We start from the raw sequence: 13,116 nt of genomic DNA, 5'->3' as shown, positions 1-13,116 counted from the left end.
ATGACAACTGATAAGATGATAAACGCCAATATGAAAACTGCTACTGAGCAAAACAACCGTTTAAACAACAGTCATAGCAATGTACAAAACAAACTCATGCTGACAGTGAATAAGCTCAGTATTGCCACCAATGTAGGTACTGCTTTAGTCGATAAGCTATCGTATGAACTAAGACAGGGACAAACGCTAGCTATTGTTGGCGAGTCTGGCTCTGGTAAGTCGATTGCCAGTCTCGCATTATTGGGCTTGTTGCCAGACAGCTTGAACGTTACTGGTGAGGTGCAGTTAGCAGATGTAACAGGAATGGCTACATTGCCGGTCACTAATAATAGGACACGTAACGCAGCGTTACGATCTGTGCGTGGGCAGCGCATTGGGATGGTGTTTCAAGAGCCAATGACGGCGCTCAATCCGCTACACACGGTCGCTAAGCAAATTGCAGAATCTCTGCGTCTCAGCGGTGTGCCAAAAAAGCAATGGCGAGAGAAAAGTATTGCCTTGTTAGACGATGTCAATATTAGCGACCCTGCTGATAAGCTGAAACGCTATCCGCATGAGCTATCGGGTGGTCAACGTCAGCGGGTAATGATTGCCATGGCATTGGCACAACAGCCAGATATTTTAATCGCTGATGAGCCAACCACTGCGCTTGATGTGACCTTGCAACATGAGATTCTCGCCCTGTTAGATGATCTTAAGAGACAGCATAATATGGCGATGATATTAATCAGCCATGATCTCAATTTGGTCAGGCGCTACAGCGATGAAGTCATCGTCATGCGTCAAGGGCAGACTATTGAGCAGGGGAAAACCGCAGCGGTATTCAGTCAGCCTAAGGCAGAATATACCCGCTCGCTTATCAAACAAGACTTTGGACAAGCGCTGAATTTATTTGAGAATGAAAGTCAGCAACCAACCGTATTGCAGGTCAGCAATTTACAAGTACAGTTTCCAATTGAGAAAAGCTTGTTTGGCAGTACTAAACGTTGGTTCGATGCGGTAAAAGATGTCGATATGATCCTGCAAAAAGGGCAGGCATTAGGTATCGTTGGTGAGTCAGGCTCTGGGAAAACAACAATTGCACTTGCGTTAAGTCAGTTACTCAGCAATCAAACGCGTGTCGGTGGTCGGATACTGGTTAATGGACAGGATATTTCAGCATTGTCCAAGAGCGAGCTGCGTAAGTTCCGCTCACAGATTCAAATGGTATTTCAAGACCCCTTTGCCAGTATCAATCCTCGCATGACGGTCATGCAGATAGTCGAAGAAGGATTATTAGTACAAGGTGTTGATAAAATATCCCGCCAGCAGGCAGTGATGGAGAGTCTTGCTACCGTGCATTTGCCGTTAGAGTTTGTGCAACGTTATCCGCATGAGCTATCGGGCGGTCAGCGTCAACGGGTGGCGCTTGCACGCGCACTAATTATGCAGCCAAGTTTATTGATACTGGACGAGCCAACTTCTGCGCTTGATAGTACCACGCAAGTCACTGTGGTCAACTTGCTACGAGAGATTCAGGAAAAACTGCAAATCAGTTATATATTTATCAGCCATGATTTAAAAGTAGTACGCGCGTTATGTCAGCATATTATGGTGCTAAAAGAAGGCATGTGCATAGAGTCCGGACCTACCGAAGATATTTTTAATAATCCAAAACATCCGTATGCGAAGCAGTTATTGCAGGCAAGTATGCTATAGCCTAAGCAGTCAGAATGGAATAGCTATATGAATTTAGATAAATCGGAACACCCTACATGATTGGCAGGCTCAAAATAAAACCCATCCAAGCCCGAGATCCTAATGAGCCAAATCGACCATCAACCACGCTTGAGCTGTTGTTTGATTTAGTCTATGTCATCGCCGTTGCTGCTGCTGCAAACGGTTTTTATAATCGCTTGAGTGAACATGATCTTTCAGGGTTTTTAACCTTTATCGTGGCATTTTTTATCCTGTGGAATGCATGGACCAGCTTTACTTGGTTTGCGTCAGGATATGATCCTGACGACTGGTTTTATCGCATATCAGTGATGTTTCAGATGTTTGGCTCGCTTATGATAGCAGCCAATATCCATCAGTTTTATGAGCAAGGGCTGACATGGATTGGGGTAATGGGCTATGCCATTATGCGGCTGGCGAGTTGTAGTCAGTGGTGGCGTGTCTATCGACAAGTACCAGGACATAAAAAGGTCGCTGGGCGTAGTATAGTCGGTTTATTAACCTTGCAAGCACTCTGGATAATTTGGCTGTTTCTACCCGCATCATTACAAACGCCTGCATTGTTCTTATTTATCGTAGCAGAGTTACTCATGCCTGTATGGGCACGCTCGGAGCAGTTCAACAATTGGCATCCTGGACACATTGCAGAGCGTTATGGCCTGTTGACCATTATCGTATTAGGCGAGGGTGTGGTAGGGGTTAGCAATACGATTCAATATTTTTTAGCCAATTCTTCTTCCGCTGCAAGCTCTATTATGTTTCTAGGCTCAAGCTTAGTAGCATTGGTGTTTTCTTTATGGTGGTTATATTTCATCGTCCCTTTCGATACGATCCTAAACAAAGAACGCCGTCGCCATGATTTGTTTTTATTTGGCTATGGTCATTTCTTTATCTTTGCCTCAATAGCAGGTTTAGGCAGTATGCTTAATTTGGTTACCGAGTCCGTAGCGGGCGATACCAGTGATGGCGCAAATCAAGTCATCTCACAGACGTACGCGATGGGTATGTTGATGGGCATGTTAAGTGTGTTTTTATTGACGCTAACGATACTGCGAGAGTTAATGTGCCGCAAGTCGAGTAACAATATTGTTGCGATGGTCATTGCTTTAATCATTATTGGGCTGAGTTATATTGCTGTGGCGCAAGGTTTGAATATTACTTATGGTATTTGGCTGAGTATTTTAGCGCCTGTAATGATGATTTGGTATTTTGGTCAAGATAATGAGCAATGGTTAGTTAAAGAGAGTAGTTAATAACGATTGAGAACACATCAGTTCACAATAATAGCTGTATTTTAAAAGCTACAGTGTCAAAATGAGATCAAACAGTAGTTAGCTATTATATCTACCTACACACTTCTTAGCATTTCCGTTTAAAGGATTTTTCATGCCCACAAAAAAACAAACAAGTATTTCTAAGCTCATTAATACTGATGGTTTGCAGTATGCAGGTTACCTAGCGGTTGCCAAAACTCGAGCTAAGATATTAAATGCCTTCTCACATTTAATGACAATACCAAGGCCTCTATTGTTTGTAGGCGAAGAAGCGTGTGATGAGCTGTGTGACATGATTATCAATGAAGGTGGCCACAATGTATTCATTGTCACTGATGCTGTGCTAAACAAGCTAGGTGTACCAGCCAAAGTTACCGACTATCTACAAAAAAATAATATTGGCTATCATGTCTATGACTGCATTACACCAGACCCTACTTTTAAAGTGATTGAAGAAGGTTTACGTCAATCTGTGAATGCTAATTGCGATGTCGTATTAGCTATCGGTGGTGGTTCGGTGATTGACGCGGCCAAAATGATTGCTATGTGCCAAAGCAACAACTACAAACCAAAACAGCTCATTGGACTTTTTAAAGCCAAAAAACCTTGCATGCCACTTTATTGTATTCCGAGTACCGCGGGTACCGGATCAGAAGCCACTATTGGTGCAGTTGTCTCAGACGATAAAACCCATCAAAAGGCGATCGCTATCGATCCAAAAATGGTGCCATTAGCGGCGGCTATTGATTCGACCATCATGCAAGGTATGCCAGCGCATATTACAGCCGATACCGGTATTGATGTCCTCACGCATGCCTTAGAGGCGTGGATGAGTATAAACGCTAGCGCTGAGACTGATTACTACGCTGCTTCTGCTGTCAAATCAGTTATGCAGTATCTACCGATAGCCTATACAAATGGGGACGATCTCAAAGCCAGAGAAGAGATGGGGATTGCAGCTCATTATGGTGGTATTGCTTTAAACAAAGCAGGTCTTGGTTATGTTCATGCCATCGCTCACCAGTTAGGGGCGTATTATAGTGTCCCGCATGGTCGCGCTAATGCGATTGTACTACATGTACTTGAGCTAAACCGTGAGGCAAGTCAAAAAAGACTGGCAATATTGGCAAGAAAGACAGGTATCGTAAAGAGTAGCCACGCTAGTAATAGTGATAGCGACGTGGCAGATTATCTTATTGCCCAAGTGCGAGACTTGCTCGAAACAGTAGGTATCAACCCTACTGTTGAAGGTATAAAAACTAGTGATTTTGATAGTATCGCCAAAGCGGCTGCTAAAGAAGTCAGCGACACTTATGCGGTCCCTACTTATATGAAGGCACCGGAAATAAAAGATATCTTAATGAGAATTAAGACAGCGAGTGATGATCGTACCAATAAGGCTAAAAGTAGTGATAAAAGTAATGATAAAGCTGCCTAGTAGATAGAATCTTGTTAGAGAAGACGTCACTAAATTTGTATACGAGATGTTTTTAATCGGTTGAAAGTTTATCAAAAGTCCTTCATATACAGCAATATGGGAATCTTTCGGTACTGCCTATCTTTTGGTACTTCCTAAGGGTTCTATAGTTTTATAACGTTACTCTTAGGAACTTCTATGAATCGTAAATTAAAGACAAGCGCTATTATCATAAGTATGGCCGTCAGCAGTATTTTTTACGTCGGCTGTGCTTCTACTGAGAATACTGCCACCGTAAAAAACACCTCCATTGACAACCCTTATGCACCTACTGATCCAAACTTGGCAGTGGCTACGCTAGCTGGCGGTTGCTTTTGGTGCGTAGAAGCGGGTTATGAGAAAATCCCTGGCGTTGTAGAAGTGGTCTCAGGTTATGCAGGCGGCCAGACTGAAAATCCAACTTATAGCACGGTATCGGCAGGTGGTACTGGTCATACTGAAGCGGCGCAAGTATATTATGATCCGACAAAGATTACCTACAATGGTATCGTTCAAGCGCTATGGCGAATTGCTGATCCTACTGATGACAAAGGTCAGTTTGTAGATAGAGGTACTCAGTATCGTCCGGCCATTTTTTATAACAATGACCAAGAAAAGCAGATAGCAGAAGCTGCTAAGCAATCATTACAAGCTTCTGGTGTTTATAACAAGCCAGTAGTGATCGAAATTGTTCCTGCTAGCAAATTTTATCCAGCAGAAGAGTATCATCAAGATTATTATAAGAAGAACCCACTACGCTATAAGGCCTATACTTTCAATTCTGGTCGCTACCAGTTTATTGAAAGCGTGTATGGTAAGAATTACCAGTTGGATTTCAGTAAGTTTAAACCTACTGCGGCCAGCGCAAAGCCAGAAATGACAAGCAAGGCTGTAAACGGCAAAACAGGCGCTGGTTTTAATCCAGAGACGTTTGTGAAGCCGACACAAGCTGAGCTTAAAAAATCACTAAGTGACATTCAATATAAAGTCACGCAAAAAGACGATACCGAGCGCGCCTTTGATAATGCCTATTGGGATAACAAAGAGCCTGGACTGTATGTAGACGTGGTGTCAGGTGAACCATTGTATTCGTCTCGTGATCAATACAAGTCTGGCACAGGCTGGCCGAGCTTTACCCGTCCACTGAATGCTAGTCTGGTGGTGGAAAAAGCAGATCGAGGAATATTTGGAACTCGTACCGAGATTCGCAGTCGTTATGCAGATTCACATGTAGGTCATGTCTTTGACGATGGTCCAGCACCTACAGGTAAACGCTATTGCATGAACTCAGCAGCTATGCGCTTTATTCCGTTAGCTCAAATGGAAGAGGCCGGTTATAGCGACTGGATTGCGGAAGTACAGCCAGTTAGTTAACGCCATTTTATCAGAACGAAAAATCGCTCATTATTGTCTAAATGACATGGTGGGCGATTTTTTTTATAAGAGCTTAGCAATTGCGAATACATCAGTTACAGCGACAGCGTATATTAGAAATATTGAAACTGGCACAAAAAAAGGATACTCATGTATCCTTTTTTATTCTTTAGCATTTTGAAAAGACTTAAAACGCCGGTTGACGCTTAGGTACTGCGCCTAAGAACTCATTACGTGCTTGATTATCATGCACGTATTCACCAAGCATCGCTGTACTGCGTGTAGTTGAATGCTGCTTACTAACTCCGCGCATCATCATACACATATGCGATGCATCCATTACTACTGCCACACCGCGACAGCCAGTCACATCCATAATGGTTTGTGCCACTTGTTCACTTAAGTTTTCTTGAATTTGTAAACGACGGGCGAACATATCGACGATACGAGCAAATTTTGACAAACCTAATACGTGTCCATTAGGCAAATAGCCAATGTGTGCAACGCCGTGAAAGGGCAACATATGATGCTCGCATAGCGAATAAAATTCAATGTTCTGTACTAATACCAACTCACGGTTGGTCGATGGGAATACTGCGTCATTGACAACTTCATCCAAACTTTGATGATAGCCTTGGGTCAAATGAGCAAAGGCTTTTGCCGCGCGCACGGGAGTATCTTCAAGACCAGGACGTGCTAAATCTTCGCCTGTTGAGCCAATCAACTGACGATAGGATTCGATACTTTCTTGATATTCTGAGGTTATTATTGGGGTGTTACTCATAAGTTTGGCAGCCATCCAAAATGTAGGTGTAGCTTAACGCTAAATCCTTGGTTATAAACAACGCTTATAAAGGATTTTTATAAAAAGTGTGCAAGCTGGGAAGGGCTGTGATTATACTTGAAATCAGCCCAACTTAATACCGTTATGGACAATGCTTAACGGTTTAATAAATGAGTGCAAAAAATAAGGTGTTATTAGTTTACGACTGTTTACTTAATTTGATTCGTGTATAATAAGCTATCTTTTCTGACATCTTTTTGCTACTTATCTTATAGTAGCTTTACTGATGATATTGAATCACCTTAATTTTAAATCGTCTTAATCGGTCAACAAGGAAACATTATGCTACTGCAAGGACAACGTTTTGTCGTAACTGGCATCGCAAGCAAACTCTCTATCGCATGGGCTATCGCAGAAGCGCTACATCGTGAAGGGGCGTCATTGATCCTAACGTATCCAAACGATAAAATTAAAAAGCGTGTCGATATGGCAGCCGAAAAGTTCGAAGCTGATTTAGTGCTTGAATGCGATGTGGCATCAGACGACTCCATTGCCGCTTGTTTTGAGCAAGTCGCTGCCCATTGGGGTGATGGTATAGATGGTGTTGTCCATGCAATTGGCTTTGCACCGATGGATCAACTTGATGGTGACTTTGTCAGTGCCACCACGCGTGAAGGTAGCCATATTGCTCATGATATCTCAAGCTATAGTTTTGTTGCATTAGCGAAAGCTGCTCGTGAATTGCTGGCTATGCGCCATGGTTCTATGTTGACACTGACTTATGAAGGTAGTATTTCAGTACTGCCAAACTACAATGTCATGGGTATGGCTAAGGCCAGTCTTGAAGCCAGTGTTCGCTATTTGGCGACTTCTATGGGCGGTGAAGGTATCCGTGTTAACGCCATCTCAGCAGGACCTATTCGTACTCTTGCAGCTAGTGGCATCAAATCTTTCCGTAAAATGCTCGATATCAGTGAGAAGATTGCACCGTTACAACGCAATGTTAATCAGATGGAAGTGGGTAATGCAGCATTATTTTTGCTATCGCCTTGGGCATCTGGTATTACTGGCGAGATTATGTTCGTTGATGCAGGTTTCAATACGGTTGCCATCAGTGAACAATTAATGATGCTTGATGAAGAATCTAAGTAATCACGTTTAACTATTTAACTATAAGCTATAAACTTTATAATTTGAAATGTATAGAAGGCAGCCAATCGGCTGTCTTTTTTGGTTATACTATGCACTTTTTTGCTAATAAGCCTTTAGGCGATAGATATGATAACCAAACTACCAAATTGGATATTGTGGGGCGGGGCGGTATTAGCGTTTAGTGCCGGTTGTGTTAATACCTCAGCACTCATGGGCTTTGCCGGGTTGTCTGTCTCTCATGTCACTGGCAACGTTAGCTTATTTGCAGCGGCTATTGCCTATTTAGACGCTCGCAGCATCTTATATATCGGTGCGTTACTACTGTCTTTTTTGGCAGGGGCGATATTAAGTGGTTTTGTTATTGGTCAGACTTCTTTGAAGTTAGGCAGACGTTATGGGCGCGCGCTATACATTGAAGCGGCGTTATTATTGCTTAGTTACTGGTTATATCAACAACATGATTATTTAGGACAGTTGGCTGCGGCAATGGCTTGCGGATTACAAAATGCGATGGTAGCTACTTATAGTGGGGCGGTCATTCGTACCACACATTTGACAGGCTTGACATCAGATATGGGTGCAGCGATTGGCAACTGGCTAGCTGGACGACCGATTAGTAAGCCAACACTCGGTTTTCAAGCCATTATTTGGTATTGCTTTTGCGGTGGCAGTGTTGTGGGGGCGTTTCTATATGCCAAAGTTGGTTATGGTGCGCTATTTGTGCCGATAGGTATTGTGCTAATAGCAGCGTTTGTCTATAACCGTGCTTCAGACAGTTTGCCAGAGATGAGACAACCTAGCCAAAAAAAACGCCCATCGAGTCGATAGGCGTCTTTGTGTTTTTAAACCGAATTACATCGGTACAAAACTATATAGCTAAGTTTTATTTAGTTTCATCTTCATCATGATCTTCATGCTCGTGTAGACCTTGCATCATATCAAGAGCGCAATCATCAGTGCGCTGTTGATCTTCTTTATCAAGACCATCTTGATTGATATCTGTTGGTGCCATTTTAGTCGTTGCGTCAGCTTTGTCACGGTTTGCGTCTGTTTTATCATGGTCTGCCATGAGATGCTCCTATTTGTTTCTATATTCCAATTTTTTATATCGTAATCGCCTTTTATATCACAACTACGACATTCCACAAGAATCACTAATATCAATTAGATAAGTCTTATAGATTTACCTATTGAGTATGAGATATCATTGCTTGCTTGTACAGGGTCAGACTGAGCCAATTTAGTGATGATGTGTAACGATGTGATTGTTTCTATAAGTCGCTTATTACACTATGCTTTATTTAGTAATTTGGATAAAGTGCTGATTATAATGATGACTAGCACATCAAACAAAGAGCGCTAGTGGCTGCTATCTACAGTCGATAACTTGATGAAAAACGTTATTTATAAGGTTTGTCTAAGGTTTTTTTCGTAATTATAAAAAACATATTGGAAGCGAAGTTCTTTTACGATGGCGGCGTATTTTAGTAGGTAAGCGATGAGATAATCGCTGGCCATTAAAATACGCTTTTATTTTTATGACTTTTAATAATGTCTCTGGGCGCAATAAGGACACTTTATGTCAGAGCAAAAACTAGACAGTCATCTTCCGGATGATGGCAATGAATATTTATTTACCGATACCTTTCCAAAAGGCACAGGTAAAGGGCTTATAGTTGTCGCAATCGCTGCAATCGTTAGTATGATTATCTACAATGTATTACCATTTGATATCAATGCTAATAAAGGCCTCGCCATGCTGTTTTTTATTGGCGTATTATGGCTGACTGAAGCGGTACATGTGACGATCACCGCGCTCTTAGTAGTAGTGGTAGGTGCGCTAATTGGTATACCAGAATTCGATGCCAAGATAGGTTTGCAGAGTTTTGCAAGCCCAATTATTTATCTGTTTTTCGGTGGTTTTGCTTTAGCGGCAGCTCTACATGTACAGCAATTGGATAGAAAGATTGCGCTGAAGATACTATCAATGTCTGGTGGTAATCTTGGCACAGCGGTCTTTTTGATATTTGGTGTGACAGCATTTTTATCGATGTGGATATCAAATACAGCGACTGCAGCGATGATGTTACCACTGGCTCTTGGTATCTTAACGCAGGTCGATCGAGAAAAAGATCGCGGCACCTTTGTGTTTGTATTATTGGGTATCGCTTATTCTGCCAGCTTAGGTGGTCTAGGTACTATCGTTGGTTCACCCCCTAATGCTATCGCTGCTAAAGCACTAGATATCGCTTTTGTCGATTGGATGAAGTTTGGTGTACCAATGATGTTGGTGCTGCTACCGTTATTGTTAGGGGCAATGTATTTCGTGCTTAAACCTAACCTCAATCGCAAGGTCACTGTTACACAAGAAGCGCCTATTGAGTGGAATAAGCCTCGTGTATTAACGATTATCGTCTTCATCGTAACAGCATTCAGTTGGATATTTTCCAAAAAAATCGGTGCAGCACTCGATATTACGGATACCGATTCTATTATTGCGCTGTCAGCAGCAGCAGCGGTAGTCAGCTTGGGACTAGTGTCTTGGAAACAAGTATCAGACAATACTGATTGGGGCGTGCTCATGCTATTCGGTGGCGGTATCGCGCTATCGACAGTATTGAAAGTCTCTGGTGCATCTTTAGTGCTTGGTGAGACAGTCGCCAATGCATTATCTACTGCACCTATTATCTTGGTCATGATTGCAGTTTCAGCATTTATTATTTTCTTGACAGAATTTGCTTCTAATACAGCGTCGGCAGCGCTATTAGTGCCAGTATTTGCCGCTATCGCTGAGCAAATGGGGTTACCTCATGAAGTGCTAGTGTTGGTCATTGGTATTGGTGCATCGTGTGCCTTTATGCTACCGGTAGCGACGCCGCCGAATGCTATTGTCTTCGGTACAGGTCTGATAAAACAGTCAGAAATGATACGTACAGGCGTGGTATTAAATATTATTGCCACATTCGTAGTCGGTCTTTGGGCTTACTTTTTCCTGATTTAATTTTTTCCTGATTTGATAATGCGTTAGCCAATAAAAACCGATATCTAAGTATTTAGATATCGGTTTTTTTATGCTTGTGTGAACTTAGTTTTGTATAAGCTGACTAACGCATGTCCTAAAAACTATTCAGGATAATTAACCCATACCCAGCCATTCTCCAGCCATTCGCTCAAATCGTCTGAATCCACATTCTTGACGTCTTGACTGTATAAATGCTCACCATTGGCTAAACGTACAAGGACAGCCTTTGTCGCATCATCCAGACCATCGATACGCTGACCATTGGCATACAGCGTGATGCCATCATTGGTTTGGCTATAGAGTAGGCGATTGCTATAGTCGGCTTGCAGCGTTGCACCTTCTGATAAGGCTTGCGTTAGCTCATCAGTATCTACCGTTTCTTCGGGTACCAGCGCATCATATTGACGTTTGCTCACGACTTCCGACACTGCTTGACGAATGATATCGTCGCCACGCTCAGATTGCAGCATTTGCAATAACTGGTCTTTAATCGCATCAATACTATCTGCTTGCAATTCACCTGACGCTTGCATCGTTTGTGGCAATAACATTGGGATAAATAAATCGCTGTCATTGGTGGCGATATCAGCTAGGCTATCAATAATTTGCATTAAGTTTGGACGACGACAGCCAAAAGAGATGGTCAGGCAATCATCTTGAGCAACGCCAAAATGCGAGAGTTTCGGCGGTACATAGAGCACATCACCAGCTTCTAGTATCTCATCAAAGATGATCTCGCCCATATCATCAAATAATCGAATCGGCTCATCTGCGACAAACTCAGTGCTCTTATCACAGAATTTGCCGAGCTGCCAACGCCGGGACCCAAACCCTTGCGCTAAAAACACATCATAATCGTCATAGTGCTTGCCCACCGAGCCGCCTTTGGGTGCATATGAGACCATAATGTCGTCACGCTGCCATTGCGGAATAAAGTCAAATGCCTGCCATAACTGTCCAAGCTCAGGTGACCACTGTTCCATATTCTGAACCAGCACTGTCCATTGTTCTGGTAAATTATCAAAATCTGCTTCGGACAATGGGCTCTTTTTGAGTTGCCATTGTGGCAAGCCTTCTTGCTTGCTCGTGGCTTGGGTTAATAAGCGCGCCGAAGCATCTTCTTCAACGGCAAGGCCAAGCATGTCTTCTGGCTCGAACATGCCGACTAACTGTGGTAAACCTTGCTTAATAAGTAATGGTTTTTTTTGCCAATACTCGTTCAAGAATTGCTCAGGAGTAATAGAATCGGGTAAACAAAGTGGAATTGAGGTCATTGATAAATCCATATCTGAAAATGGGTATAAGATTAATAGTGAGGAGTGCTTTATAGGAAGGTTTTAATAGTTTATGATTATCGCCTATCTGATAGCTAACAACAGAACAACTACTATCAGAACATCCCATCAATCGTAGGAAATTTATGAAAAAATTACATTTTATCGTCATTATCGCTAGCGTGTTTTTATTACAAGCCTGTGTCCATAAGATTGTGACCGTACCTGCTAAAGTCGCTTATAAAACCACCAAAGGCGTGGTAAAAGGCACAGTCGCTGTCGGTAAAGCTATCATACCGGGCGATAGTGATGACGACAAAAAAGACGATTAATTTATTCTATGACAACCATTTTATGTCTGTTTTAAAAGGCTGTTATTTAACGGTTATTGCTAAAGCTACGATTCTGAAGTAGAAGCTTGAAATAAAAGAATACCTGCTGCAATCAGCCCACCGAGGAGTGCTAACGCCATGTCCTTGTGGGCATCCCAAATATCACCTTGCTGACCATTATAAGCTTCTGCTGCCTCTGGTGATAAGGTCGTTGCAATACCCCATTCTAGTAGCTCATAGAGTAGGCTTGATGACATATTAATCATGAGTGCAATAGCGATTAAAAGTTTGACTGATTGAACTTTAAAGATGGACTTTGAGATCTCAACCATCGCAGAAAATAGCAACAATCCATAGCTAAAATGCACCAGCCTGTCATACATATTGCGCTGCCAACCAGACAACTCGCTTAAATGTACACCGAATAGCTGCTCTGTCCAATCATCGTAGGGCACATACGAATATAGATAGCGCGCACCTATAATGTGGATAATTAAAAATATTGAAGCGAGCACATAAGAGCGCGAGCTAATATGCCAGTAGCGGTATGCTAATGTCATTAATCCCAAAAACAGCAACGTGCCTAATTGATGGAATAGGTAGCTTGACCACTTTAGAGGCTCAATACTTGCCAGTACTATGACGATAAATACCGCAACAGTACTGGCAATTACAGAGTTAAATTTTCGATGCATTTGCACGCTTTTTTTGTTAGCTGTTATCGATAGCTAA

12 protein-coding genes are annotated in these 13,116 nt (G+C 42.3%); 8 read left to right on the top strand and 4 right to left on the bottom strand.

The window, feature by feature from the left end; all coding sequences use genetic code 11:
* The 4 genes from ACTQ9S_RS08210 (at nt 1) to msrA (ending at nt 5,820) form a co-directional block, all read left to right on the top strand.
* Complete coding sequence (locus ACTQ9S_RS08210; RefSeq protein ID WP_440454672.1) at nt 1-1,698, top strand: ABC transporter ATP-binding protein; 1,698 nt, start codon at nt 1-3, stop codon at nt 1,696-1,698.
* A 56-nt stretch (nt 1,699-1,754) separates the two neighbouring features.
* On the top strand, nt 1,755-2,969 hold the full coding sequence (locus ACTQ9S_RS08205; protein WP_440454671.1) for a low temperature requirement protein A: 1,215 nt from the start codon (nt 1,755-1,757) through the stop codon (nt 2,967-2,969).
* A 133-nt stretch (nt 2,970-3,102) separates the two neighbouring features.
* The gene (locus ACTQ9S_RS08200; RefSeq protein WP_440454670.1) at nt 3,103-4,428 is read left to right on the top strand and encodes an iron-containing alcohol dehydrogenase; all 1,326 of its coding nucleotides are present in this window, start codon (nt 3,103-3,105) and stop codon (nt 4,426-4,428) included.
* A 177-nt stretch (nt 4,429-4,605) separates the two neighbouring features.
* Nucleotides 4,606-5,820 (top strand): peptide-methionine (S)-S-oxide reductase MsrA, encoded by a 1,215-nt coding sequence (msrA, locus tag ACTQ9S_RS08195; protein WP_440454669.1) that lies wholly within the window; start codon nt 4,606-4,608, stop codon nt 5,818-5,820.
* Nucleotides 5,821-6,007: 187 nt separating this feature from the next.
* On the opposite strand, the gene folE is transcribed toward msrA, so the two are convergent.
* Nucleotides 6,008-6,604: a GTP cyclohydrolase I FolE gene (gene folE / locus ACTQ9S_RS08190; RefSeq protein WP_228138924.1), complete on the bottom strand. Its 597-nt coding sequence runs from the start codon at nt 6,602-6,604 to the stop codon at nt 6,008-6,010.
* Between the two features lie 342 nt (nt 6,605-6,946).
* Between folE and ACTQ9S_RS08185 the strand changes: the two genes are divergently transcribed.
* Complete coding sequence (locus tag ACTQ9S_RS08185; protein WP_068035523.1) at nt 6,947-7,756, top strand: enoyl-ACP reductase FabI; 810 nt, start codon at nt 6,947-6,949, stop codon at nt 7,754-7,756.
* A gap of 126 nt (nt 7,757-7,882) precedes the next feature.
* Nucleotides 7,883-8,584 (top strand): YoaK family protein, encoded by a 702-nt coding sequence (locus tag ACTQ9S_RS08180; protein WP_440454668.1) that lies wholly within the window; start codon nt 7,883-7,885, stop codon nt 8,582-8,584.
* Between the two features lie 55 nt (nt 8,585-8,639).
* Here ACTQ9S_RS08180 and ACTQ9S_RS08175 read toward each other — a convergent pair whose 3' ends face one another.
* Nucleotides 8,640-8,825, bottom strand: coding sequence for a hypothetical protein (locus ACTQ9S_RS08175; RefSeq protein WP_440454667.1), 186 nt, complete (start codon nt 8,823-8,825; stop codon nt 8,640-8,642).
* 510 nt (nt 8,826-9,335) lie between these two features.
* Here ACTQ9S_RS08175 and ACTQ9S_RS08170 point away from each other — a divergent pair.
* Nucleotides 9,336-10,757, top strand: a complete 1,422-nt coding sequence (locus tag ACTQ9S_RS08170) for an SLC13 family permease (protein ID WP_440454666.1) — start codon at nt 9,336-9,338, stop codon at nt 10,755-10,757.
* 122 nt (nt 10,758-10,879) lie between these two features.
* Here ACTQ9S_RS08170 and ACTQ9S_RS08165 read toward each other — a convergent pair whose 3' ends face one another.
* Nucleotides 10,880-12,052 (bottom strand): JmjC domain-containing protein, encoded by a 1,173-nt coding sequence (locus ACTQ9S_RS08165; RefSeq protein WP_440454665.1) that lies wholly within the window; start codon nt 12,050-12,052, stop codon nt 10,880-10,882.
* Between the two features lie 146 nt (nt 12,053-12,198).
* Here ACTQ9S_RS08165 and ACTQ9S_RS08160 point away from each other — a divergent pair, with 146 nt between their 5' ends.
* Nucleotides 12,199-12,384, top strand: coding sequence for an NF038104 family lipoprotein (locus tag ACTQ9S_RS08160; protein WP_025653303.1), 186 nt, complete (start codon nt 12,199-12,201; stop codon nt 12,382-12,384).
* 65 nt (nt 12,385-12,449) lie between these two features.
* On the opposite strand, the gene ACTQ9S_RS08155 is transcribed toward ACTQ9S_RS08160, so the two are convergent.
* Complete coding sequence (locus ACTQ9S_RS08155) at nt 12,450-13,079, bottom strand: DUF2238 domain-containing protein (protein WP_440454664.1); 630 nt, start codon at nt 13,077-13,079, stop codon at nt 12,450-12,452.
* Between the last annotated feature and the right edge of the window lie 37 nt (nt 13,080-13,116).

The sequence above is a fragment of the Psychrobacter sp. ASPA161_9 genome (assembly GCF_051970275.1).
Lineage (GTDB): Bacteria > Pseudomonadota > Gammaproteobacteria > Pseudomonadales > Moraxellaceae > Psychrobacter.
The sequence above is the reverse complement of the archived record's forward strand: the minus strand, read 5'-3'. Positions and strand labels throughout refer to the sequence as shown.

Excerpts from the sequence above, each read along its gene's own strand:
- ACTQ9S_RS08170 (WP_440454666.1), top strand. The coding sequence starts at position 9,336 with ATGTCAGAGCAAAAACTAGACAGTCATCTTCCGGATGATGGCAATGAA.
- ACTQ9S_RS08205 (WP_440454671.1), top strand. The coding sequence starts at position 1,755 with ATGATTGGCAGGCTCAAAATAAAACCCATCCAAGCCCGAGATCCTAAT.
- ACTQ9S_RS08175 (WP_440454667.1), bottom strand. The coding sequence starts at position 8,825 with ATGGCAGACCATGATAAAACAGACGCAAACCGTGACAAAGCTGACGCA.
- ACTQ9S_RS08200 (WP_440454670.1), top strand. The coding sequence starts at position 3,103 with ATGCCCACAAAAAAACAAACAAGTATTTCTAAGCTCATTAATACTGAT.
- folE (WP_228138924.1), bottom strand. The coding sequence starts at position 6,604 with ATGAGTAACACCCCAATAATAACCTCAGAATATCAAGAAAGTATCGAA.
- ACTQ9S_RS08155 (WP_440454664.1), bottom strand. The coding sequence starts at position 13,079 with ATGCATCGAAAATTTAACTCTGTAATTGCCAGTACTGTTGCGGTATTT.
- msrA (WP_440454669.1), top strand. The coding sequence starts at position 4,606 with ATGAATCGTAAATTAAAGACAAGCGCTATTATCATAAGTATGGCCGTC.
- ACTQ9S_RS08210 (WP_440454672.1), top strand. The coding sequence starts at position 1 with ATGACAACTGATAAGATGATAAACGCCAATATGAAAACTGCTACTGAG.
- ACTQ9S_RS08165 (WP_440454665.1), bottom strand. The coding sequence starts at position 12,052 with ATGACCTCAATTCCACTTTGTTTACCCGATTCTATTACTCCTGAGCAA.
- ACTQ9S_RS08185 (WP_068035523.1), top strand. The coding sequence starts at position 6,947 with ATGCTACTGCAAGGACAACGTTTTGTCGTAACTGGCATCGCAAGCAAA.
- ACTQ9S_RS08160 (WP_025653303.1), top strand. The coding sequence starts at position 12,199 with ATGAAAAAATTACATTTTATCGTCATTATCGCTAGCGTGTTTTTATTA.
- ACTQ9S_RS08180 (WP_440454668.1), top strand. The coding sequence starts at position 7,883 with ATGATAACCAAACTACCAAATTGGATATTGTGGGGCGGGGCGGTATTA.